Consider the following 24,010-nt stretch of genomic DNA (forward strand, 5'->3'; position numbering starts at 1 on the left):
AACACATTTATTTTAGCAACATTTTTTATAATTCTCCTTTCTTTATTTTATCAATCAAACTTTTAATCACGTCAGCATTGCCTTGGTGGAATATTTCTAAATATCGATTATCGTTATTTTCATAATCATACACAGGAGAAATCCGCTTAATGGTATATTCGTATTTTTCTGATAAACTTTCAACTATTTCAAACTGTTCCATCCGAGATGCCGTAACGATGATTTCACATTCTTGCTCCAACAGTTTTTCAAGCCATTCTTTCTGTTTAGATTTAGGATCTCCCAAACTTGAAAAGCCAATAGTACACTCTTCTTGCTTAATTATTGCATAGAAGTCACCATCTTCTTCCCCGAGCATTTTCTTATTTTCGGGAAACTGTTCATAAACTTTCCTGATAGAGGACGTTTTCCCTTTACTTTCAGGAGCACACAAGCAAATAATTACCTTTCTTTCCATGATACATATTTTTTTAATTAATAAAAAAGAATAGTTAGATTCCACCATTATGCACAAACGGATAAGGACACAAAAAATGGCGCAGCCATTCTTATGCACTTAACCTGAGAGGTGGACCTGAGAAAATGGAACCTCTACCAACTTAATAAGAATACACTACGCCAATCGTGAGCATACTGTATTGCGTTGGTAGGAATCCTTTTCCAGGCATTCCTCTCGCTATTAAATCGAACTATTCCAAAATGATTTCTCAGGTCTCTTCGGTTAAGTGCGAAACAATAGCCAATGCATCAAATAATTCGGGATGACTCTCCCGTTCTGTCCGCAAATATACGAATTTATTTGCAAAAAACAAAAAAGCAGGTGGGAAAGTTTTCAGGTGTCTGTCCGCACAAAGTGAAAATGGGAGCATGAAAATGGAGTGGGGATAGGGCAAAAAAGAGGGTGTGTCAAAATAGAAATTCAGTCATCCTACGGATGAGAATTGCAAATCGCCGCCTATGGGGAAAGGCAAATCCAACAAATCTGTACAAATCTAACAAGTCAAAGTGTTGATACACAGAATGAAAGATTTTGGATAGATTTGTGAGATTTCTGCGCAAAGCGCACTTCCTCCATTTTGCCACACTCTCTTTATTGAGCGATGGCGATAGGTTTTCGCCATGCTTTTTTCGCTGAGTGTCAGGCTATTTGCGCCACAGGCGGCTCATGTCTTCCAGCGTCTTGCCCTTGGTCTCGGGCACCAGGCGCCATACAAAGATGGCGGCAATGATGCACATGATGCCATATAGTCCGTAGGCGAACATGTGACCGAACTTCTCGCCCATGTCACCCACGCTCATGTTGTACATCGGCAGGAAGGTGGAAGAGACGATGAAGTTGAAAATCCACTGGAACGCGACGGCAATGGCAACGGCTGCACCGCGGATGGTGTTGGGGAAAATCTCGGATATCAGTACCCAGCAGATGGGTCCCCACGAGAACATGAACGAGGCGCTGTAAATCATAATGCTCACCACTGCGACCACTGCCGGCAGCCCGTCAATCATGTTGAAGAATGTCACACCGAAGGCTCCCAGCGCCATGCCCAGCGAACCGATGATGAGCAGCGGCTTGCGACCGACACGCTCTACGGTGAATACCGCCAGCAGGGTGAACAGGATATTGACCACGCCCATGAGCACCGTCTGCGCCATGGGGTCGCCCATGCCGATGGACTCGAAGATGCGCGGAGCGAAATAGAGCACGGCATTGATGCCGACTATCTGCTGGAACACGCTCAGCATGATGCCGATGAAGATGACCAGCACGCCATAGGTGAACAGCCGTTCGGTCTTCTGGGTGGCGGTCTCCTTGATTTCCTTCAGGATGGCTTTGGCTTTTTCCGTGCCGTTGATTCGTGTGAGCACGTGCAGTGCCTTGTCGTGGTTGCCGGTGAGCACCAGGTAGCGCGGTGTCTCGGGCACGAAGCACACCAGTATCGTGAAGAGTCCTGCCGGAACAGCCTCGCTCACAAACATGTAGCGCCAGCCGGTGGCGATGGTCCACGGGTCGCTCTCTGCTCCTACGCTGTAGAGCCCGCTGGCGATGCGCTCAATGACGGGGTTGGTATGCTCGCCCAGAATCATGAAATTGACGAAATATACCACCAGCTGTCCGAAGATGATGGCAAACTGGTTCCACGACACGAGCGTGCCACGCAGATGACTGGGCGACACCTCGGCGATATACATGGGGCAGATGGCGGAAGCCAAGCCCACGCCGATGCCGCCCAGGATGCGGTACATGTTGAAAGCGATGAACAGCCCGAAGGAGGGCTTGCCTTGCTCGAAGAAGAGAAATTCGGGTGCATAAGAGCCCAGTGCCGACAGGAAGAAGAATACGCCTGCCATGACGAGCGAACGCTTACGTCCCAACCATGAGGCAAAGATGCCCGACAGCGCGCTGCCGATGATGCAGCCTATCAGTGCGCTCGACGAGGTGATGCCATGCAGGAAATCAGTGTGCGTGTAGTCGCTGGCACCCAGGAAAAACGCCTGGAGTCCTTTCTCCGCACCGGAAATCACTGCCGTGTCATATCCGAACAGCAAACCGCCCAGCACCGCTACGAGCACGATGCTGAACAGATAGAGTCTGCTGCCTTGTGATGATGTTGTGTCGGTCATGTGTGTAGCGTCTTAGCAGTACATATTCACGATGGCTTCATACAGTTCCTGCTTGCCGCTGCGCAGCTCAGGTTCGCCAACCGTCTTGCCATATTCATAGACCTGTTCCAGCGAGAGCTTGCCCTGCTCGAACTCTTTTCCCATGCCGCTGTCGAACGAAGCGTAGCGCTCTTTGAACATCTGGCAATAGGGCGACTGCTCGATGATGGCGGCAGCGCTCTCCAGTGCGCGTGCCATGGCGTCCATGGCAGCGATGTGGGCGATGAAGATGTCTTCCAGGTCGGTGGAGTTGCGGCGGGTCTTGGCATCGAAATTGGTGCCGCCGTCGGTGAATCCGCCGTTGCGGATGATTTGCAGCATGGCTTGGGTCAGTTCGAAGTTGTCGATGGGGAACTGGTCGGTGTCCCAACCGTTCTGATAGTCGCCGCGGTTGGCGTCGATGGAACCGAGCATCCCGTTATCGACAGCCACAGCCAGTTCGTGCTCGAAGGTGTGTCCTGCCAGCGTGGCGTGGTTCACTTCGATGTTGACTTTGAAGTCTTTGTCCAGGTTGTGTGCCTTGAGGAATCCGATGACCGTCTCCGTGTCCACGTCATACTGGTGCTTGGTGGGCTCCATCGGTTTTGGTTCGATGAGGAAAGTGCCTTTGAAGCCGCGGGCACGGGCATAGTCGCGAGCCATCGTGAGCATCTGTGCCAAGTGGTCTTTCTCGCGTTTCTGGTCGGTGTTGAGCAGACTCATGTAGCCCTCGCGTCCGCCCCAGAATACGTAGCTGGTGCCGCCGAGTTCGATGGTGGCGTCGATGGCGTTCTTGATTTGTACGATGGCGCGTGCCACAACGTCGAAGTCGGGGTTGGTGGCAGCACCGTTCATGTAGCGCTTGTGTCCGAATACGTTGGCTGTTCCCCACAGGTTCTTGATGCCTGTCTCGGCTTGTTTCTCCTTGATATAGGCGACGATAGCCTTCAGGTTGGCTTCATACTCTTCCACGGTGGGTGCTTCGGCTATCAGGTCCACGTCGTGGAAGCAGAAGTATTCGATGCCCATCTTCGTCATAAACTCAAAGCCGGCATCCACTTTGTCGCGGGCTGCCTGCATGGGGTCGGTAGCGGTGTTCCAGGGGAATTGCTTGGTTTCGCCGCCAAACTGGTCGGTGCCTTGTGCGCAGAGTGTGTGCCACCATGCCATGGCAAACTTGAACCAGTCTTTCATCTTCTTGCCCATCACCACTTTCTCTGCGTCGTAGTAGCGATATGCCAAGGGGTTACGGCTGTTTTTGCCTTCAAACTTGATTTTACCAATCTCGGGGAAAAATTCTTTTTTTGTTTCCATATTTGTTGATGTTTAAATTGTTATTCATGTGAAAGGATGGTCTCCAGGCGCTCTTTCCACAGCAGGTAAGCCTCTTGGTATTGCTGCAGGCGCTTCTCGTCGGGCTCGGTCTCGGCAATCTTCTTGAGCGACGCAAATGCCTCGGAAGCATCGCGGTAGATGCCTGCTCCGATGCCTGCTCCGCGCGCAGCCCCCATTGAGCCGTCGGTGTCATAGAGGTCGATGGGTGCTTGGGCGATGCTTGCGAGTGTGGTGCAGAACAGCGGACTGAGAAACATGTTGGTGTGTCCGGCGCGGATGCGGTTCACGCGCATGCCCATCTGTTCCATGATTTCCATGCCGTATTTGAAGGAAAAGACGATGCCTTCCTGTGCGGCGCGCATCAGATGTGCCTTGCCGTGGTGGTTGAAGTCCAGCCCCATGATGCTGCAGCCCGTCTCGCGGTTCTCCAATATGCGCTCGGCACCGTTGCCGAAGGGGATAATACTCAGTTTTCCGGACCCCACAGGTGCCTGGGATGCCAAATCGTTTATCTCTGAGTAGGTCATGCCCGGGTCTGCCACGTTGCGCCTTATCCACGAGTTGAGGATGCCCGTGCCGTTGATGCACAGCAGCACTCCCAGGCGGGGCTCCTGCGGCGTGTGGTTGACGTGGGCGAAGGGGTTGACGCGCGACAGCGGGTCGTGGTTCACCTTTCCCAATACGCCATACACGACGCCCGACGTGCCTGCCGTTGAGGCTATCTCGCCGGGTTGCAGCACGTTCAGCGACAGGGCATTGTTGGGCTGGTCGCCCGCCCTGTAGGTGATGGGTGTGCCCTCTGCCAGTCCCAGTTCGGCAGCGGCTTGCGCGCTCACCTCGCCCTGGATGCCGAAGGTGGGCTTCACGTCGGCGAGCAGTTCGCGCGAGAAACCGAAGTGGTCCAGTAGTTCCTGCGACACGTCGTTGCGGAGGAAGTCCCAGAAGATGCCTTCCGACAAGCCCGAGACGGTGGTGGCGATGGTGCCACTCAGCCGCATGGCGATGTAGTCGCCGGGAAGCATCACCTTATGGATGCGGTTGAAGGTGTCGGGCTCGTTGTCTTTGAGCCACGCCAGTTTGGCAGCGGTGAAGTTGCCGGGAGAGTTGAGCAGGTGGTTCAGGCAGTAGTCTTCACCCAGCGTCCGGAAAGCCTCGTTGCCGTAGGTCACAGCGCGCGAGTCGCACCAGATGATGGCAGGTCGCAGGGCGCGCTGCTGCTCATCGACACACACCAAGCCGTGCATCTGATAGGAGATACCTATGGCGGCGATGTCGCTTCCCGTCGCTTTCGTCTTTTGCAGCACCTGTTGCGTGACGATGCGCACGTATTGCCACCAGTTTTCAGGGTCTTGTTCAGCCCATCCCTGCTGCGGTGCACTGATGGGTGCCTCGTGGGCAGGATAGGATGCCTGTGCCGCGCACAATCCCGACTGTGCATCGACCAGACTGCATTTTATCGAAGAACTTCCGATGTCGTAACCGAGTAAATACATATCTTTTTATATAAATGTTACCAAATTAGCGTTGCAATAGTTTTTGTGATACCTATCAGCTTTTTGTGATACCTATCAGATGACTTTTGTCTTACTCATCCTCCGAGCCCTCATGGACCCGTGAATCAGCGGTTCGGGGAACAGCAGCAAACAGTTTTGAGCAGCTCCGAACACTTTCATCGTTGCAAAGTTACAAATAAGCGAGCGAAAAACCAAAAGAATCCTGGTCTTTTTTAGGCTCTAAGGAGCTTAAGGTCTTTAAGGTCTCTAAGGTCTTTAAAGCCCCTAAGCTCCCTAAAAGCCTTTAAGGGCTCCCCGCCAGGTTTCTATCGCTCCCGTCTTGACTTTTTCTTGACATTTTTCGAGTGGTGTTTTAGATTTCTTTACAAAAATTAACGCGCTACAAGGCTGTATATTTCTGTCGGTGGACTGTCAGAAGGGTGGAGGCGTTTTACGCGCTCCTGCGAAAAGTTTTCTGAAAATCAGCGAGTTAGAAAGCGAAAATCTGGGTTTTATGCGGAATGTATGCGGCGTGGCGTTGCGAAAGTTGAACTTTCACCTTCCGAAAGTTGAACTTTTGGCTGCTGAAAGTTGTCCTTTCGGACTCCAAAAGTTGCCCATTTCGGAGCAATTTTCGTGTTTTTTCGAGAGAAATCGTGCATGTTTTGCATAATTATTCGGAAACTCCCGTATGTTTATGCAAAAACTTCCGCCTCCCGTGTAAGTATTTTTCGGGTGAAATCTTTACATTTTAACAATTGGTGGCTGGGAGTTTTGGGAAGACTGGGAGTTCTGGGAATTCTGGGAGAGCTGGGAAGCTTGGGAATTTTGCTTGAAGTCGTAGTCCTCCCAGAGTTCTTAGGGCTCCCAGTCTTCCCAGCTTTCCCAGCCCTCCCAGTAAAAACTCAAATAAAATTTGTTTTTTTGCGCGCTAAGTCGTATCTTTGCAAGCAAACATCAAATCAGGAAATGACATGAGAAAAGCACTTCTTTTTATACTGTTGCTCCTTTCTGTAACGACGCATGCGCAGGAGATTGCCATGCGCGACAGCGTGAACTACCGGCAGCGGATGGAATGGTTCGGGAAAGCCAAGCTCGGCATCTTCATCCATTGGGGAATCTATGCCGTCAGAGGGGTCTCGGAGAGTTGGTCGTTCTACAACGAGCGGCTGCCATACGACGAGTATATGGCACAACAGAAAGGGTTCACGGCATCGAAATGGGACCCGCAGGAGTGGGTGCGCCTGATTAAGGAGAGCGGTGCGCAATACACCGTCATTACGTCCAAGCACCACGACGGCGTGGCGCTGTGGGACACCAAGGCGGGAAAACTGAGCACCAGGAAGAATACGCCTGCGCGTCGCGACCTGCTCACGCCGTTTGCGGAGGAGGTGCGCAGACAGGGACTGCGGCTGGGACTGTACTTCTCGCTGCTCGACTGGTCGCATGCGGACTATCCCAACTGGACGAAAAACACTGTCAGATATAAGATTGACGAGCAGCCCAAGCGGTGGGAAAAGTTCGTGAATTTCAACTTCGCGCAGTTGGCAGAGCTGTCGCGCCAGTTCAACCCCGACCTGTGGTGGTTCGACGGCGATTGGGAACAGACGGCAGAAGCGTGGCACGCACCCGAGATTATTGCGCTGTTGCGTCAATACAACGCCAACTGCATCGTCAACTCGCGCATTCAAGGCTATGGCGACTACCTGACGCCAGAACGGGGCATCCCCACCGAGCGGCCGCACATACCCTACTGGGAACTCTGCCAGACGATGAACGACTCGTGGGGATATTACCCGACGGACACCAATTACAAGTCGTCTTACCAGCTGCTGCGCCTGTTTGTCGATTGCCTGTCGATGGGCGGAAACCTGCTGCTCGACATCGGACCGCGCGAGGACGGCACCATTCCCGAGGAACAGATTGCCATACTCAAAGCGTTCAGCAGATGGACGAAGAAGCACGCCGAAGCCATCTACGACACCCGGGCAGGCATCCCGACCAACTATTTCCAAGGATATACGACGCTCAACCAACGGGGCGACGTGCTCTATCTCTACCTGCCATACCGCCCGCACGGGATGGTGGAAATCAAGGGACTCGTGAGCAAGGTGAAGCGGGCGCGCGTCGTAGGCAGTGGGGCGGCGCTTGACTATAAGATGTGGAACCAGCCGTCGTGGAGCAACATTCCCGGCAACTTCTACATCACCGTGCCCGACAGCGTGCTCGACCCGGACATCACGGTCATCGCCCTCGAACTGGACGGACCCATCAAACTCTATTCGGGCGAAGGGAAAGTCATCGAAGCCAACTGACGAAAAACAAAAAGACAAATAATATCATGAAAGAACAATTCATCAAACTGCTGCAAGCAACCAAGCGAACGGGGATTGAAAGCGTCGTGAGCTATCTCGAACAAGCCGGATTCTTCCTCGCACCGGCATCCGTCAGCCGGCATCTGAGCCACGAGGGCGGATTGCTGGAACACTCACTCAACGTGTGGAAAATGGCGCAGATGTTGCGCATGCAGACCATCGGCATGCGCCCCGAACTCGAAAAACAACTGCCCGAAGACAGCGTCACCATCGCAGCACTCCTGCACGACGTCTGCAAAGCCAACATCTACAAGACGGTGCAGAAGTGGCGCAAGGACGAGAACAACCGTTGGGAGTCATACGATGCCTATGACACGGACTACAGCCGCTTCCCCGTCGGGCACGGCGAGAAGTCGGTCATCATGCTCCTGCGGCTGGGACTGCAACTGACCAACGACGAAATCATCGCCATACGCTGGCACATGGGAGCGTGGAACCTGCCCATGCAAAGCTATGAAGACAAGCAAAACATCTCCGTAGCCTACGACGGATGTCCGCTCGCAGCCATCATACAGGCAGCCGACGCACTCGCCACGCACATCCTCGAAACAAAAAAAGAAGAATCATAACGCGTAGAATCAAAAAAATGACTATCTTTGCCGTCTCAATAAGGAAAAACATAAAATAAAAACAACAAGCAAATGAAAAAGTTTACAACAATCATCTTATGTCTTTTTGTAGCCGTCGCGCTACATGCAATACCCGTGAAACCAGGGCAGTGGAAAACGATACGTCTGGCAAACGGAACGGAAATCAAAGCAGAGTTCAAAGGCGATGAGCATGGACACTGGTGGCAGGCAGCCGACGGGAAGTGCTATGTGAAAGTAGCTCAAACGGACTACTATGAGGAAGCCGCCAAAGAGCAGCTGCAGAAAAAGGCGCAAATGAAAAGAGCCAAGCGGGCAACAGCCAGAAAGAACAAACTGCGCAGCCGTGCGAAAAAAGCAGGAACTTTCACGGGCAATCAGAAATGTCTCATCATACTCGTGGAATACGCCGATCAAAGTTTTGAAGCAGGACACGATCAAGCCCTTTTCAACAATGTTGCCAATGCCGAAAACTATTCGGAGAACGGATATAAAGGCAGCGTGAGAGACTACTTCAAGGCACAGAGCAACGGAACGTTTGTCCTCGATTTCGATGTTGTCGGACCAGTCAAACTGTCCCAGAACTACAGCTATTACGGACAAAACGACAGCAGAGGCGACGACCTGCGCCCGGGTGCAATGGTCGTGGAGGCACTCGACTCGGTAAAAAATCAAGTCAATTTCGCCGATTATGACTGGGATGGCGACGGCGAAGTGGAGCAGGTCTATGTGCTTTATTCAGGAAAGGGAGAGGCTGATGGCGGTGATGACGATACCATCTGGCCGCACGAATGGTCACTCTCAGGCAACGACTATGGAGATGCATATACGCACAACGGCATCACGATTGACACTTACGCCTGTGGCTCGGAGCTCAGTGGCGATGGGGGGTTGGGCGGCATCGGTACGTTCTGCCACGAATTCTCACACTGCCTGGGCTTCCCAGATATGTACGACACTCAATATAGCGGAAATTTTGGGATGGGACATTTCGACCTTATGAGTAGCGGAAGCTATAACGGCGATAGTTTCCAACCCGCAGAATACACCGCATACGAACGTATGATTGCAGGATGGACCATCCCGACAGAACTCGTCAACGACACGGTCATCACCTCAATGGAGGCAGTCAACAAACAAGGAGAGACATTTATTATATATAATAAGGCTTATCCCGATGAGTATTACCTGATAGAAAACAGACAGAAAACAGGATTCGACGAAGCACTCCCGGGCAGCGGACTCATGATTACACACGTCGATTACGACGAATGGGCATGGTTCTTCAATATCGTGAACTCCAATTGTGACAATACTCATTATTCAACCATTTATCCGGAATATGCCCAATACTATGACCATTATAAGAATGACCATGAAAGATGTACGATATTCCATGCGGACGATAACGACAGTTATGAGGCGGGAGACCTGTATCCCTATGCAGGAACCGACAGCCTGACAAACAGGTCGCAGCCGGCAGCAACGCTGTATAACAAAAATACGGACGGCAAGAAGCTCATGAACGTCCGCATCACGGACATCACAAAGAACAGCGACGGCACCATGTCGTTCAACTTCGGAAAGATTGTTCCGCAGCCCAGCAACCACCTCTTCTATGAATCGTTCGACGATTGTAACGGAACGGGCGGAAACGATAATGCCTGGGCTGGAAACGTAGCCTCAAGCCAAACTAATTTCAGACCTGATAATGAGGGATGGACAGCACTCCAAAATAAGAATTATGGCGGAGACCAGTGCGCCAAGTTCGGTACGGGCTCGGTAAAAGGCACAGCCACGACACCCGAATTCACCGTCAGTGGCACAGCTACGTTCACCTTCAGGGCTGCACCTTTCGGCACCGACGGCACCGACGGCACCACGCTGACACTCTCAACCAACAATCCGGACGTGACCATCTCGCCGACAACCTTCACAATGAAGCACAACCAGTGGACAGATTTCACGGCGACGCTCACCGGTACAGGTAACGTGAAAGTGACCTTCACGCCGGCGAAACGCCTGTTCCTCGACGAAGTGATGGCTGACGACCCGACAGCAACTGCCATCAAAGAACTGCCGACGGTCAACCCGACAGTTGCGAACGGGCGCATCTATACCATCGACGGACGCTTTGTAGGCACAGACTTCTCCGTGCTGAAGAAAGGCATCTATATTGTTGACGGAAAGAAAGTGATTAAGTGAGCGCAGAGCGAAAAGCTATTTTCAGCTTTGCTGAACGTGAACGACTTCGATGAAATCAAAGAAGATCATCAAATAATATCTGGTATGAAGAAAAAATCAATGTGGCTGACGAAAGCCCTCTCAGGCATCCTTGCACTGCTCGGACTGGGAGCATGCGCCTCGAAAAAGGCACCTGTCGATAATCCCGACCCCAAAGTCAAGGAGGTAACTCCTCAGGAGGAAATCGGGAGAATCGTCGTGCTCTATGGCGGACCGCCGACGAAATACGTAGAGAAACTCGTTGTGCCGGAATCATCGGCAGAACAAGAGGCGAAAGAGGGAGAAACCCCACAAAACAAATAATTTGGAACGATATGAAGAAAGGTAAGAATCTCTCTCGCATGGGGAAAATACTCACAGCAGCCATGGGGCTTCTCGGACTTACTGCGTGCGAGACCGACGGTCCCGAACTCTACGGCTCTCCGACCATGAATTACCGTGTCCTCGGAACCGTGGTTGATGAGGATGGAAATCCCATTCAAGGCATCAAGGCGACACTCAAGGAGCATGGAGAAGACGTGACACCGGAAACCTTCTCACGCTACACAGATGCGGAAGGGAAATATGGGTCGAAGGATTTCACGGAAGGATTTCCAACCAGTAGTATGCGCGTCGTCTTCGAAGATGTTGACGGAGCTGCCAACGGCGAGTTTGAAAAAGACTCCGTCATGTTTGACGAGATGGAGAGGCGCAAACTCGAGGAAGGAATGAACGACTGGTACGACGGCGTCTATGAGTTCGTTGCCAACAAGCAACTTAAAAAGAAAGAATAAACGCTCAACCCACAGCTGAGACAATATCCATGAGTTCTACCGGCATATCGCTCCGAAAACGCATTGGGCTGGAAATACAAAGGAAGTTCCAAAACGATTTGATAGAGACTCATCCTCTCTATCAATTGTTCTGGGAATGCACGCTGCGCTGCAACCTTCATTGTCGGCACTGCGGCAGCGATTGCAAGACCGATACCCGTTTGAAAGACATGCCCGGCGAGGATTTCCTGCGAGTGCTGGACAGCGTGCGGACGAAACAGAATCCACACGAAGTCTTTGTCATTATCACAGGAGGCGAACCGCTCATGCGGAGTGACCTTGAGAAGTGGGGGAGAGCCATCTACGACAAAGGATTCCCCTGGGGACTGGTTACCAACGGACGCTTACTCACTGCCGAGCGTTTCCGCTCGCTGCTTGCTGCCGGTCTCCATTCCGTAGCCATCAGCCTCGACGGACTGCAAGAAAACCATAACTGGATGCGCGGTGACGAGCGTAGCTTTGAAACCGTTTCCAAAGCCATCGACCTGATGGCAGCCGAGCAATCCATCATCTTCGATGTCGTGACTTGTGTGACAGAACACAATTTCGACGAGCTGCCAGCCATTCGCGATTTCCTTATCGGAAAGGGAGTGAAGCGGTGGCGACTGCTTACGGTGTTTCCGGTGGGGCGGGCGGCAGACGACCCTGAATTGCAACTCTCCAACCGGCATTTCCGCGAATTGATGGACTTTATCAGGCAGACCAAGCGCGAGGGGCGGATTCGCGCCGACTTCGGCTGTGAAGGCTTTTTGGGAAACTATGAGTTCGATGTGCGCGACGATTCGTTCTTCTGCAAGGCTGGTGTCACCGTGGGCTCCGTCCTTTCCGACGGTTCCATCTCGGCTTGTTCCAGCATCCGCAGCGACTATCATCAGGGCAATATCTACAAAGACGATTTCATGGAGGTGTGGGAGAATCGTTTCCAGGTGTTCCGCAACAAGGAATGGGCACGAAAGGGCGAATGCGCCGACTGCAAGGTGTTCCGCTATTGCCGTGGCAACGGCATGCATCTGCGCGACGGCGACGGCAACCTGCTCATGTGCCACATGAAAAAGTTGCGCGACGAATAGATAAATATAAAAAGAAAAGGGGGATAACCATTAGCGGCTATCCCCCTTTTTCTGTATGAACGTCTTCCGTTCGCTGCTTAATTCCTAAACACCAGTCCGTCTCCGAACGAGTCGATGATGATAGGTTTGTCGCGGTCCACTTCCTCTGCAAGCAGTTTCTTCGACAGCGTATTGAGCACTTCATGCTGTATGGCGCGCTTCACGGGGCGTGCACCAAACTCGGGGTCGAAGCCAGCCTCTGCAAGGTGAGCAATCGCCTGCGGCGTCACGTCGAGCGTGAATCCTTGCGGTTCGAGCATCTTCTTTACGCCGTTCAGTTGCAGGCGCACCACTTCGGCTATCTCCTTCTCCGTCAGCGGTGTGAACATGATAGTCTCATCGATTCGGTTGAGGAATTCCGGGCGTATCGTCTGTTTCAGCATCCCCATCAGTTCGGTGCGCAGACGGGCGGTCTGCTCTTCGCTGAGCGATGCCCCGTTTTGTTCTATCTGCTCCCGTATGAGGTGGCTGCCGAGGTTCGACGTCATGATGATGATGGTGTTCTTGAAGTTCACCGTCCGTCCCTTGTTGTCGGTCAGGCGTCCGTCGTCGAGCACTTGCAGCAGGATGTTGAACACATCGGGATGCGCTTTCTCTATTTCATCGAACAGCACCACGCTGTAAGGCTTTCTCCGCACAGCTTCCGTCAGCTGTCCGCCCTCTTCGTAGCCGATATATCCCGGAGGAGCACCGATGAGTCGTGATACGGTATGTTTCTCCTGATATTCGCTCATGTCGATGCGCGTCATCATCGTCTCGTCGTTGAAGAGATATTCTGCCAGCGCCTTTGCCAGCTCCGTCTTGCCGACACCCGTCGAACCGAGGAAGATAAACGAGGCGATGGGGCGTTTCGGGTCTTGGAGCCCGGCACGGCTTCGGCGCACGGCATCGCTGACGGCACTGATGGCTTCATCCTGTCCTACCACCCGTTTGTGGAGTTCCTCCTCCAGGTGCAACAGCTTTTCGCGCTCGCTTTGCAGCATACGTGTCACGGGAATGCCCGTCCAGCGGCTCACCACTTCGGCAATATCGTCGGCAGTCACCTCCTCGCGCACCAGCGCTGAGGTCCCCTGCGCGTTTTTCAGTTGCGACTGGATAGCCTCGATATCGTCGGCGAGGGCTTTCAGTTTGCCGTAGCGGATTTCAGCCACCCGTTCGTAGTTGCCTTCCCGCTCGGCGCGTTCAGCCTCATATTTCAGGTTCTCCATCTGCTCCTTGTCCTGTTGGATGCGGTTGACGAGCTCTTTCTCGCCTTCCCATTTGGCACGGAATTGTGCTTCCTGCTCTTTCAGTTCGGCAATATCCTTGTCGATTTGCGTAATCTTTACCTGGTCGTCTTCGCGCTTGATGGCTTCGCGTTCAATCTCCAGTTGTTTCAGTCGCCGGCTGATTTCGTCGAGTTCTTCGGGCACCGAGTCGCGTTCCATGCGCAGTTTTGCTGCCGCTTCGTCCATCAGGTCGATGGCTTTGTCGGGCAGGAAACGGTCCGATATATACCGCTCGGAGAGTTGCACGGCAGCGATGCAGGCATCGTCCTGAATCCGCACGCGGTGGTGGTTCTCATAGCGCTCCTTCAATCCTCGCAGGATAGAGATGGCAGACAGTTCGTCTGGCTCATCGACCATGACCGTCTGGAAGCGGCGTTCCAGCGCCTTGTCTTTCTCGAAATACTTCTGGTATTCGTTCAGCGTCGTCGCACCGATGGCACGCAGTTCGCCGCGGGAGAGGGCAGGCTTCAGGATGTTGGCAGCATCCATTGCACCTTCGCCGGCACCCGCACCGACGAGCGTGTGTATCTCGTCGATGAAGAGGATGATGCGCCCGTCGCTCTTGGTCACCTCGTTCACCACGCTCTTCAGCCGTTCCTCGAACTCTCCTTTGTATTTCGCGCCGGCAATGAGCTGTCCCATGTCGAGCGAATAGACCTGCTTGTCCTTCAGGTTCTCCGGCACGTCGCCCCTGACGATACGTGCGGCAAGTCCTTCCACGATAGCCGTCTTACCCGTTCCCGGCTCACCGATGAGAATTGGGTTGTTTTTCGTGCGTCGCGACAGAATCTGAAGCACGCGCCTGATTTCATCATCACGCCCGATGACAGGGTCGAGTTTCCCTTGTCGCGCCTCCTCCACGAGGTTTTTCGCGTATTTGGCGAGCGACTGATAGTTGTCGTCTGCCGACTGCGACTGTACGCGTTGTCCCTGCCTGAGCTCAGCGATGGCAGCCCGGAGCTCTTTCTCCGTGATGCCGGCATCTTTCAGAATCCGGCTGGCAGTGCTGTTGACCGTAAGCAGGGCGAGCAGAATCGGTTCGATGCTGACGAACTCATCGCCCATCTTCTTCGACTGTTCCACGGCTTGCTGCATGACGAGGTTGGCATCGTTCGAAAGATACGGCTGACCGCCCTGCACGCGCGGCAGATGAGTGATGTCCTGTTCGACGAGCATTTCAATCTGTGCGGGGTTGGCACCGAGTTTCTGGAAAAGATAGTTCGTCACATCCTTCCCCTTTTGCAGTACACCTTTCAGCAGGTGAATCGGCTCAATCGACTGCTGACCGTGCTGTTGAGCGATGTTCACCGCCTCTTGAATGGTTTCCTGCGCCTTGATGGTAAATTGTTCTAAATTCATATTCTTGTCTCCTTTCTTGTTTTTATTCTGATGTTGATGTTTCTACTCCTATCGCATCAAAGTCTGTGCCTTTGTTGTTTATTATGACAAGATGGCAGGTCTGGCAGACACAATGACATGCACAAAAGCGAACTTCCTCCATGCCTTTCGCCCATTTCTTGCTTCCCGTCTCAAAGGTTTCGTTCACCAATTTCACTGAATTTGGTGACCAATTTCACTGAATTTGGTGATCAATTTCACTGAATTTGGTGATCAATTTCACTGAATTTGGTGATCAATTTCACTGAATTTGGTAATCAACGATCAAACTTTGGCTTTGCTGATGGAGGCTTTCGGTAATGCTTTTTCGTAACTTTGAATAAGTTTTTCGCATAGCTCAAGGAAACTTCTAACGCTCGAAAAAACTCAAATAATATTTGGTTTTTCGCTCGCTTAATCGTAACTTTGTCGGCAAATCAAAAACATTTATCAAACCTTAATTTCATTATGAACAACGAACAATTGATTATGAATGCCAACGAAGTGGTGGCATTTTTGCAGAAATCGCCGAAAGAATTTACGAAGGCGGACATCATGTATTTCATCCGTGAGAACGACATCGAGATGGTCAATCTGATGTATCCCGGCGGTGACGGCAAGCTCAAGACCCTGAACTTTGTCATTACCGACCTCGCTTATCTCGACACCATCCTCACTTGCGGTGAGCGTGTGGACGGCTCAAGCCTCTTCTCGTTCATCCAGGCTGGTAGCAGCGACCTCTATGTGCTGCCACGTTTCTCAACGGCTTTCGTAGATCCGTTTGCAGAGATTCCTACACTCTGCCTCCTCTGCTCATACTTCGACAAGGACGGCAATCCGCTGGAGAGCTCTCCCGAGCACACCCTGCGCAAGGCATCTGAGGCGTTCACGAAGGTGACGGGCATGGAGTTCCAGGCAATGGGTGAGTTGGAATACTACGTGATTTCTGAAGACGAAGAAGTGTTCCCGGCTATCGACCAGCGCGGATATCACGAGTCAGCACCTTATGCTAAGACCAACAGCTTCCGCCAGATGTGCATGAAGTATATCGCAAAGACTGGCGGACAAATCAAATACGGACACTCGGAAGTGGGCAACTTCAAGCAGGACGGACTGGTGTACGAGCAGAACGAAATCGAGTTCCTCCCCGTACGCGTGGAAGACGCTGCCGACCAGCTGATGGTGGCTAAGTGGGTCATCCGCAATCTGGCTTACGAATACGGCTACGACGTGACCTTCGCACCGAAAATCACAACCGGTAAGGCAGGTTCAGGACTCCATATCCACATGCGTATCGTGAAAGACGGTAAGAACCAGATGCTCAGCAAGGGCGTCCTGAGCGAGAAGGCACGCAAGATGATTGCCGGAATGATGGAACTCGCACCGTCAATCACCGCATTCGGAAACAAGAATCCGATGTCATACTTCCGCCTCGTGCCCCATCAGGAAGCACCCACGAACGTATGCTGGGGCGACCGCAACCGCTCAGTGCTCGTACGCGTGCCGCTCGGATGGGCTGCCGACGTGGATATGTGCAAGGCTGCCAACCCCAACGAACCGAAGACCGACTACGACACCAGCATCAAGCAGACCGTTGAGATGCGCTCGCCGGACGGCTCAGCCGACCTCTATCAGTTGCTCGCCGGACTGTGCGTGGCTTGCCGCCATGGCTTCGAGATGAAAGACGCATTGAAGGTGGCAGAGAAGACCTACGTCAACGTCAACATCCACGACAAGGCAAACGCGAAGAAACTCGCACAGCTCGCACAGCTGCCCGACAGCTGCGAGGCATCTGCCGACTGCCTGAAGAAGCAGCGCAAGGTGTTCGAGGAATACGGCGTGTTCTCACCAGCCATGATCGACGGCATCATCGCCCAGCTCAAGGCATACAAAGACAAGACACTCCGCAAGGATATCGAAAAGAAACCGAAAGAAATCCAGAAGCAAGTAGAAACCTACTTCCACTGCGGATAGTATCTCTGTTGTGATGTCTATACATAGTAACCCCCAGAAGTTAGACAAAAACTTTTGGGGGTTACTTAAAATCATTATCAATAATATTTAGATATGATGACTCGTATAACAACACATCCAGGCTCTGTCCTGAAAGAAGAACTGGAGGTAAGAGGCATCTCCCAAAAGAAATTTTCGGAGGTGTTGCATCTGCCATACACTCAGTTAAATGAGATATTAAATGGTAAGCGTCCGGTAACAACCGATTTTGCTTTGATGATGGAGGCAGCTTTGGGGGTCAATCCGGAGTTGCTTATTAACATGCAGGTGCGTTACAACATGTCGGTTGCTATGCAGAAGAAGCCGCTGTTATCCCGTTTGGGCGATATCAAGAAAGCATGTGCTGCTATATTCTGACAGAGTATCCATAATCACACATTCTCTTTGCCAAGGCGAATTCCTAATCATAAAAAAGGGGTATGCTGATGTAAAGCATACCCCTTTTTTATTTCATCTGATTGCTAATTCTATTTCACCATCACTTTTTTCTTTAATCCGTTGCTCATTTCCACGATATACATTCCCGCCTTTTCGGGCTTGCTGCTGAGAGGTTTGCCGTCGAGGGTGTACCAGTTGGCGATAGCGTCGTCGTTGTTTTCGACAATCGTGATGCCGGTGGTGCTGCCCGCATATTCCTCCCATGCCGTGCCGTTGAACTGATATACCTTCCAGCCTTTGGCGTTGGCGTCAGCCACCTGCTCGGTGGTGATGACGTTACCCTCGTTGCCTGCCGTGTTGTCATAGGCGTAGAGCGAGCCCCATGTTCCGCTCGTTTTGCGCGGAGCGTTTAGTGCAGGTGTTGCGCTTGACGTGTCGATTGTGGGCAGACTGGCAATAAGGTTGTCCATGTCAGCACCCTTGATTTGGTTGAGTTGGCAGTAGAGCACCATCAGTTCCTTGAAGTGCTCGATACCTTTCAGGTTACTGATAGTCTTGTTGCTGACGTTGAGTGTCGTGATTTCGTCAATCATTTCGGGTGTAATCTCATCGTCCTCGCTGATGCCGAGAATCTGCGACAGCGTTGCGCGGAAATTGCTGTCCGTGAAGTTGTCTTCATTCAATATCAACTCGTCGCTACCTTCGTATTCAATCAAATATCGTAAATCATAAATGTACACATTCCATCCTTTGCTCTTTGCGATGGCTACCTGTGTTTTCGTGCAAACATTACCTTCATTAGTATCCTTGGTGTTGATAACAACGAAGTATCCATTATTGGCAGTAGTAAGGCTGGCAATTAATGCATCCATCGCCTCGCCTTTGATTTGGTTGTTGTTGCAGAACAACATTGTCAGTGCAGTATTTTTGCTTAGGTCGAGCGCAGTCAGTTGGTTATGACTGCAGTACAATTTTATCAGTGCCGTATTCTTGCTCACGTCGAGTGTGGTCAGTTGGTTGTCAGCGCAGGATAATGTTGTCAGTGCTGTGTTCTTGCTCACGTCAAGTGCTGTCAGTTGGTTATAACTGCAGTACAATGTTGTCAGTGCTGTGTTCTTGCTCACATCAAGTGTGGTCAGTTTGTTATAATTGCAGTACAATGTTGTCAGTGCTGTGTTCTTGCCTACGTCGAGTGTGGTCAGTTGGTTGTTGGAGCAGTCCAAATATGTCAGTGCTGTGTTCTTGCTCACGTCAAGTGCAGTCAGTTGGTTGTAATAGCAGTTCAAATATGTCAGTGCTGTGTTCTTGCTCACGTCAAGTGCTGTCAGTTGGTTATAGTAGCAGTCCAATGTTGTCAGTGCCGTATTCTTGCTTACGTCGAGTGCTGTCAGTTGGTTATAGTAGCAGTCCAATGTTGTCAGTGCCGTATTCTTGCTTACGTCGAGTGCTGTCAGTTGGTTATAGTAGCAGTCCAATGTTGTCAGTGCCGTATTCTTGCTTACGTCGAGTGCTGTCAGTTGGTTATAGTAGCAGTACAATGTTGTCAATGCTGTATTCTTGCTTACGTCGAGTGCTGTCAGTTGGTTGTAATCGCAGTTCAATATTGTCAATGCTGTATTCTTGCTCACGTCGAGTGCTGTCAGTTGGTTGTAATCGCAGTTCAATATTGTTAGTGCTGTGTTCTTGCTCACGTCAAGTGCTGTCAGTTGGTTATAGTAGCAGTACAATGTTGTCAGTGCTGTATTCTTGCTCACGTCGAGTGTGGTCAGTTGGTTATAGCCGCACTCCAGTGATGTCAGTGCTGTATTCTTGCTCACGTCGAGGGTAGTCAGTTGGTTGTTGGAGCAGTCCAATAGTGTCAGTGCGGTGTTCTTGCTCACATCGAGTGCAGTCAGTTGGTTGTTGGAGCAGAACAAAAAATCCAATGCCGTGAAATGCTCAATGCCTTTAAGGTCGCTGATGTTTTTACTTATGACATCCAGCCATGTCGTGGCATTAATTTTTTCCTGTGAAATCTCATCGCCTTCGTTGATGCCGAGAATATCGGCAAGTGCTGCACGGAAGTTGGCATCGGGGAAGTTTTCGGCGTTGAGGAGAACCCCTTCACCGCTACCTTCGTATTTCGGCCATGCCGTTCCGTTGAACTGATATACATTCCAGCCTTTGCTCTTTGCTATGGCTACCTGTGCTTTTGTGCATACGTTTCCTTCAGAGTTGTCACTTGAATTGAAAACATAGAACTCACCACTACTGATAGTGGGCAAACTATTGACCAATGCATCCATCTGTGCGCCTTTTATTTGGTTGTTATAACAAGTCAAACTTGTCAGTGCTGTGTTCTTGCTCACGTCAAGTGCTGTCAGTTGGTTATAGTAGCAGTACAATGTTGTCAGTGCTGTATTCTTGCTTACATCAAGTGTAGTCAGTTGGTTGTAATCGCAGTTCAATATTGTCAATGCTGTATTCTTGCTTATATCAAGTGTGGTCAGTTGGTTGTAACCGCAATACAAGCCTGTCAATGCTGTGTTCTTGCTCACATCAAGTGTGGTCAGCTTGTTTCCATAGCAGCTCAAATTTGTTAGTGCCGTATTCTTGCTAACATCGAGTGTGGTCAGTTGGTTGTCGCTGCAGAGCAATTCTATCAGTGCTGTATTCTTGCTTACGTCAAGCGCAGTTAATTGATTGATGAAGCAGTACAAGCTTGTCAGTGCAGTGAAATTCTCAATGCCTTTTAGGTCGCTGATGGACTTGTTTGTCACATCCAGGCTTTTGGTAGCGTTAATCTTTTCCTGTGAAATCTCATCGCCTTCGTTGATGCCGAGAATACCGGCAAGTGCTGCGCGGAAGTTGGCATCGGGGAAGTTCTCGGCGTTGAGAACCACTTGCGCTTGTACCTGCATCACGATGGCGAGCAGGGCAAAGAGTAGGGTGTAGAATTTCTTTTTCATAGATTTAATGTTTGATTGATGGTTGTTTTTTATTAAAGGTGTCCAAAAGGGCTTTCGGTAGAGACAAATAAAAAACGTGGACTCATTACTTCGTCTACGTATTTCGAGGTATTGGGGATAACCATTGCCACATATTCGAGTAAAAGCCCACGCCATCGGCGTGAGCATTGGCTTGTTACTCTCGTGGCATTTCTCAAATTCCCCAATTATCGAAATACAAGAATACAAAGCTAACGCTTTTATCTTCGTGTCTTCTATTTGTTTTGTTACATAGGCAGACGGTCGATTAGTGATAAATAATTTGTTTTCGGCTGTAAAGATACGAATTTATTCGGAATATTGTCCGTTTTTTATGATATTTTTATACCGTTCTGTCGGATTTGCAAATCGAGACGGACGGGGACACTCCGAAAATGATTATTTTTGTTTTGCGACCTCCCAATGACCGGTCTTATTGCTACCGACTCGAATGATTATGCCATCAGTCTTTAACTCTCCAAGGCGGCGTTTGACAGTCGCTTCTGATACTCCTAACTGGGCGGCATAGGCTGCATAGTTGAGAGTGCCGTCGGCTACGACTGCCTGATATAGTTGTTGTTTTATCGGGTCATCAAAAGTGTTTATCGGGTCAGGAGTGAGATTTATCGGGTCATTGGATAGGGATTTCTTAAACGTTTCTATTTCTTTGGTGATGTTTCGGATATGTTCTTCCATCATGAATTCACGAAAGGGTTCAAGCGATTCCTGTTCGCGGGCGTCAATCAGTGCCTGGATATATTCTGCCTTGTCCTCCTTGATGATTTTTACGGGCACCAGTCCGAATTCGTACTGCAAGTGGTTCATCACAAGGCGAGCCATGCGACCATTTCCATCAACCCATGGATGGATGGTTACAAGCTGATAATGCGCATCAAAGCTCAACAGGTATTGCTCGATGATGTCGGTGTCTTGGAACGATGTTTGCCGATATTTGTTATCGTTCGCTTGATGTTCTCCGACACTTGTCCTGGTCGAAGCTGACTTTGCTCTGAGTTCGCTTCTCCGCTGGTTTAGCTGTTGGCATAGTTCGGAAAGTTTGGTGGGAACTTTCTGGTAGTTCATATAGGAGCGTCCACCAATGCCGGCGGTTACTCCTACAAGCCGTAGCTCACCTTTTGAAGCGTCGAACGTTCCTTGTGCTGTGTTGTATGATGCACCGGTATTCTTCATTACAATGGCAGACATTTCTTTGAGAATATCCATTGAGAAGTCTGTATGCTGACTTGCCAATTGCATAGAGCGTTCGTATGCTGCTTTCAGGTCGAGATTCATCATCTGTTCCTGCAGGCTTCGCCCTTTGGCTGTAATTCCCTCATCGAAGAGTAATTGATTTTCTATCTCAGTAACGGTAGAACCTTCTATGGCTGTTGAATGGGTAATGATGGAATATAGATAGAACTTCTCGTAATCTATCTGGTCTGCAATACCCAGTGAATAATATTCTTTGAGGGTATCAAGAAATTGTTTTTTCAGTTCCTCTTTCATTTGTTCATGTTCTCATTAAGTATAGCCAATGATGTGCATACATCTATAATGGTGTCGCCAGATAGCATTTATGTAATCTTATTTTTTCAGATTCGTTGCACGTTTCTCATCTTTTTGTCATTCTTTCGGCTGTAAAGATACGAATTTATTCGGAATAACGTCTCGTTTTTCATGATATTTTTATACCTTTGTCGCGAATAATATAAACAATAAAGGCGAAGGGAAAACTTCAGCGAACGATAAGCAGTTATGGGAATGGAAACGCGAGCGTTTGATTTGTCGGTGTCAACATACGGCGAGGTGAGGCAGCATGAATATGAGGTGGTGATTCTCCCTTGGGGAGCTACCGAGCCGCACAACCTGCATCTGCCCTATTGGACGGATAGCATCCTGGCGCACGACATCTCCGTTGCCGCCGCGAAGAAGGCCTACGATGATGACGGCGTGCTGACGATGGTGATGCCGCCGGTGGGATTCGGGGCACAGAATCCGGGGCAGCGCGAATTGCCTTTCTGCATACATACACGCCAATCGACGCAAGAGGCTCTGCTCAACGATATTGTGGCGTCGCTGCATCATCAGGGATTCCGCAGGCTGCTTATTGTGAATGGGCATGGAGGCAATCAGTTCAAGGGGATGATTCGCGATTTGAATGTTGCGTTCCCGGACATGATGATTGCCAGTAGCGAATGGTATAGGCAGGTGAATGCTAAAGACTATTTCGAGCATCCCGGTGACCATGCTGATGAGATAGAGACTTCGGTGATGATGTATTTCCATCCGGAGTGGGTCCGTCTGGAGGATGCAGGAGCAGGGGAAGGGCGCCAGTTCCGTCTGCAGGCATTGCGAGAAGGCAGCGTCTGGATGCCGCGCGACTGGAGTCGTGTCACCAAAGATACGGGCATCGGAAACCCGATGGCATCGACCGCAGAGAAAGGAAAACGTTTTGTGGAGGCAACGATTGCTGTCTATGCCAAATTCCTTCACGAATTTGCAGCAATGAATGATTCTTCGCAGCTCTATGAATGACTTTTGTGAAACAATTTTTTTTATGTTTAATTAAATAGAAACGACAATGAGACTGATTATTGAACCGAATTACCAAAAAATGTCGCAATGGGCAGCGGAACACGTGATTAAGCGTATCAATGAATTCAAGCCGACTGCCGACCGCCCCTTTGTGCTCGGTCTTCCGACCGGTTCCTCACCGGAAGGAATGTATGCTGAGCTTGTGAAAGCCAACAAGGAAGGACGTGTGAGTTTCAAGCACGTGCTGACTTTCAACATGGATGAGTACGTGGGACTGCCCGAAGACCATCCGGAGAGCTACCATTCGTTTATGGCGCGCAACCTGTTCGACCACATCGACTGTCCGAAAGAGAATATTCATATCTTGAACGGCAACGCGCCGGACTTGGAGGCGGAATGCGCCCACTACGAGGAGATGATCCGTGAGGCTGGCGGCATCGACCTGTTCCTCGGCGGCATCGGTCCCGACGGTCACATCGCTTTCAACGAGCCGGGCTCATCGCTCGCCTCCCGTACACGGGTGAAGACGCTGACCACCGACACGATTATTGCCAATTCGCGCTTCTTCGACAACGACGTGAACAAGGTGCCGAAGCTGGCGCTGACGGTAGGAGTGGGAACGGTGATGGATGCCCGTGAGGTGATGATTCTCGTGAACGGACACCATAAGGCACGCGCTTTGCAGGCTGCCGTTGAAGGTTCGGTCAATCACATGTGGACTATCAGCGCCTTGCAGATGCACCGCCATGGCATTATCGTCTGCGACGAGCCGGCAACGGACGAACTGCGCGTAGGCACTTACAAGTATTTCAAGGATATTGAGAAAGACAATCTGATTTAAAGGCGACAGGTTGTTTTGGAAAACAAGAAAAGGGTGG

17 protein-coding genes are annotated in these 24,010 nt (G+C 50.7%); 10 read left to right on the top strand and 7 right to left on the bottom strand.

What is annotated here, in order from left to right:
• Positions 1 to 25: 25 nt before the first annotated feature.
• From GRF55_RS02555 to GRF55_RS02570, 4 genes are all read right to left on the bottom strand, one after another.
• Positions 26 to 457 carry a hypothetical protein gene (locus GRF55_RS02555; RefSeq protein WP_220368994.1) on the bottom strand — a complete coding sequence of 144 codons (432 nt, stop codon included), beginning with the start codon at positions 455 to 457 and terminating at the stop codon, positions 26 to 28.
• Between the two features lie 686 nt (positions 458 to 1,143).
• Complete coding sequence (xylE, locus tag GRF55_RS02560; protein ID WP_220368995.1) at positions 1,144 to 2,622, bottom strand: D-xylose transporter XylE; 1,479 nt, start codon at positions 2,620 to 2,622, stop codon at positions 1,144 to 1,146.
• 12 nt (positions 2,623 to 2,634) lie between these two features.
• The gene (gene xylA, locus GRF55_RS02565; RefSeq protein ID WP_220368996.1) at positions 2,635 to 3,954 is read right to left on the bottom strand and encodes a xylose isomerase; all 1,320 of its coding nucleotides are present in this window, start codon (positions 3,952 to 3,954) and stop codon (positions 2,635 to 2,637) included.
• 20 nt (positions 3,955 to 3,974) lie between these two features.
• Positions 3,975 to 5,468, bottom strand: coding sequence for a xylulokinase (locus GRF55_RS02570; RefSeq protein WP_220368997.1), 1,494 nt, complete (start codon positions 5,466 to 5,468; stop codon positions 3,975 to 3,977).
• Positions 5,469 to 6,442: 974 nt separating this feature from the next.
• On the opposite strand from GRF55_RS02570, the gene GRF55_RS02575 reads away from it, so the two are divergent.
• From GRF55_RS02575 to GRF55_RS02600, 6 genes are all read left to right on the top strand, one after another.
• Complete coding sequence (locus tag GRF55_RS02575) at positions 6,443 to 7,783, top strand: alpha-L-fucosidase (protein WP_220368998.1); 1,341 nt, start codon at positions 6,443 to 6,445, stop codon at positions 7,781 to 7,783.
• A gap of 26 nt (positions 7,784 to 7,809) precedes the next feature.
• Entirely contained in the window at positions 7,810 to 8,412 is a 603-nt protein-coding gene (locus tag GRF55_RS02580) for an HD domain-containing protein (protein WP_220368999.1), read from the top strand.
• A 72-nt stretch (positions 8,413 to 8,484) separates the two neighbouring features.
• Complete coding sequence (locus GRF55_RS02585) at positions 8,485 to 10,635, top strand: M6 family metalloprotease domain-containing protein (RefSeq protein ID WP_220369000.1); 2,151 nt, start codon at positions 8,485 to 8,487, stop codon at positions 10,633 to 10,635.
• Between the two features lie 84 nt (positions 10,636 to 10,719).
• Positions 10,720 to 10,977 (top strand): hypothetical protein, encoded by a 258-nt coding sequence (locus tag GRF55_RS02590; RefSeq protein WP_220369001.1) that lies wholly within the window; start codon positions 10,720 to 10,722, stop codon positions 10,975 to 10,977.
• 11 nt (positions 10,978 to 10,988) lie between these two features.
• Positions 10,989 to 11,447 (top strand): radical SAM-associated putative lipoprotein, encoded by a 459-nt coding sequence (locus GRF55_RS02595; RefSeq protein ID WP_220369002.1) that lies wholly within the window; start codon positions 10,989 to 10,991, stop codon positions 11,445 to 11,447.
• Between the two features lie 29 nt (positions 11,448 to 11,476).
• Positions 11,477 to 12,556: a TIGR04133 family radical SAM/SPASM protein gene (locus GRF55_RS02600; protein WP_220369003.1), complete on the top strand. Its 1,080-nt coding sequence runs from the start codon at positions 11,477 to 11,479 to the stop codon at positions 12,554 to 12,556.
• Positions 12,557 to 12,633: 77 nt separating this feature from the next.
• Here the strand turns inward: GRF55_RS02600 and clpB are convergent, their stop codons facing one another.
• Complete coding sequence (gene clpB / locus GRF55_RS02605) at positions 12,634 to 15,222, bottom strand: ATP-dependent chaperone ClpB (RefSeq protein ID WP_220369004.1); 2,589 nt, start codon at positions 15,220 to 15,222, stop codon at positions 12,634 to 12,636.
• A 486-nt stretch (positions 15,223 to 15,708) separates the two neighbouring features.
• Here clpB and GRF55_RS02610 point away from each other — a divergent pair, with 486 nt between their 5' ends.
• Both GRF55_RS02610 and GRF55_RS02615 read left to right on the top strand, forming a co-directional pair.
• Positions 15,709 to 17,214 (top strand): glutamine synthetase family protein, encoded by a 1,506-nt coding sequence (locus tag GRF55_RS02610; RefSeq protein WP_220369005.1) that lies wholly within the window; start codon positions 15,709 to 15,711, stop codon positions 17,212 to 17,214.
• Between the two features lie 93 nt (positions 17,215 to 17,307).
• Positions 17,308 to 17,610, top strand: a complete 303-nt coding sequence (locus tag GRF55_RS02615; RefSeq protein WP_220369006.1) for a HigA family addiction module antitoxin — start codon at positions 17,308 to 17,310, stop codon at positions 17,608 to 17,610.
• 110 nt (positions 17,611 to 17,720) lie between these two features.
• Here GRF55_RS02615 and GRF55_RS02620 read toward each other — a convergent pair whose 3' ends face one another.
• Positions 17,721 to 20,579, bottom strand: coding sequence for a leucine-rich repeat domain-containing protein (locus tag GRF55_RS02620; RefSeq protein ID WP_255563821.1), 2,859 nt, complete (start codon positions 20,577 to 20,579; stop codon positions 17,721 to 17,723).
• Positions 20,580 to 20,996: 417 nt separating this feature from the next.
• Entirely contained in the window at positions 20,997 to 22,103 is a 1,107-nt protein-coding gene (locus GRF55_RS02625) for a Fic family protein (protein WP_220369007.1), read from the bottom strand.
• 249 nt (positions 22,104 to 22,352) lie between these two features.
• Here GRF55_RS02625 and GRF55_RS02630 point away from each other — a divergent pair, with 249 nt between their 5' ends.
• Both GRF55_RS02630 and nagB read left to right on the top strand, forming a co-directional pair.
• On the top strand, positions 22,353 to 23,132 hold the full coding sequence (locus GRF55_RS02630; RefSeq protein WP_370626742.1) for a creatininase family protein: 780 nt from the start codon (positions 22,353 to 22,355) through the stop codon (positions 23,130 to 23,132).
• A gap of 46 nt (positions 23,133 to 23,178) precedes the next feature.
• Positions 23,179 to 23,973, top strand: coding sequence for a glucosamine-6-phosphate deaminase (nagB, locus tag GRF55_RS02635; RefSeq protein ID WP_220369009.1), 795 nt, complete (start codon positions 23,179 to 23,181; stop codon positions 23,971 to 23,973).
• Positions 23,974 to 24,010 lie beyond the last annotated feature (37 nt).

It is taken from the genome of Prevotella sp. Rep29 (assembly GCF_019551475.1).
In the GTDB taxonomy this organism is placed as follows: domain Bacteria; phylum Bacteroidota; class Bacteroidia; order Bacteroidales; family Bacteroidaceae; genus Prevotella.

Bases quoted from the DNA above. Each gene is read 5' to 3' on its own strand.
- GRF55_RS02555 (WP_220368994.1), bottom strand. From the start codon at position 457: ATGGAAAGAAAGGTAATTATTTGCTTGTGTGCTCCTGAAAGTAAAGGG.
- xylE (WP_220368995.1), bottom strand. From the start codon at position 2,622: ATGACCGACACAACATCATCACAAGGCAGCAGACTCTATCTGTTCAGC.
- xylA (WP_220368996.1), bottom strand. From the start codon at position 3,954: ATGGAAACAAAAAAAGAATTTTTCCCCGAGATTGGTAAAATCAAGTTT.
- GRF55_RS02570 (WP_220368997.1), bottom strand. From the start codon at position 5,468: ATGTATTTACTCGGTTACGACATCGGAAGTTCTTCGATAAAATGCAGT.
- GRF55_RS02575 (WP_220368998.1), top strand. From the start codon at position 6,443: ATGAGAAAAGCACTTCTTTTTATACTGTTGCTCCTTTCTGTAACGACG.
- GRF55_RS02580 (WP_220368999.1), top strand. From the start codon at position 7,810: ATGAAAGAACAATTCATCAAACTGCTGCAAGCAACCAAGCGAACGGGG.
- GRF55_RS02585 (WP_220369000.1), top strand. From the start codon at position 8,485: ATGAAAAAGTTTACAACAATCATCTTATGTCTTTTTGTAGCCGTCGCG.
- GRF55_RS02590 (WP_220369001.1), top strand. From the start codon at position 10,720: ATGAAGAAAAAATCAATGTGGCTGACGAAAGCCCTCTCAGGCATCCTT.
- GRF55_RS02595 (WP_220369002.1), top strand. From the start codon at position 10,989: ATGAAGAAAGGTAAGAATCTCTCTCGCATGGGGAAAATACTCACAGCA.
- GRF55_RS02600 (WP_220369003.1), top strand. From the start codon at position 11,477: ATGAGTTCTACCGGCATATCGCTCCGAAAACGCATTGGGCTGGAAATA.
- clpB (WP_220369004.1), bottom strand. From the start codon at position 15,222: ATGAATTTAGAACAATTTACCATCAAGGCGCAGGAAACCATTCAAGAG.
- GRF55_RS02610 (WP_220369005.1), top strand. From the start codon at position 15,709: ATGAACAACGAACAATTGATTATGAATGCCAACGAAGTGGTGGCATTT.
- GRF55_RS02615 (WP_220369006.1), top strand. From the start codon at position 17,308: ATGATGACTCGTATAACAACACATCCAGGCTCTGTCCTGAAAGAAGAA.
- GRF55_RS02620 (WP_255563821.1), bottom strand. From the start codon at position 20,579: ATGAAAAAGAAATTCTACACCCTACTCTTTGCCCTGCTCGCCATCGTG.
- GRF55_RS02625 (WP_220369007.1), bottom strand. From the start codon at position 22,103: ATGAAAGAGGAACTGAAAAAACAATTTCTTGATACCCTCAAAGAATAT.
- GRF55_RS02630 (WP_370626742.1), top strand. From the start codon at position 22,353: ATGGGAATGGAAACGCGAGCGTTTGATTTGTCGGTGTCAACATACGGC.
- nagB (WP_220369009.1), top strand. From the start codon at position 23,179: ATGAGACTGATTATTGAACCGAATTACCAAAAAATGTCGCAATGGGCA.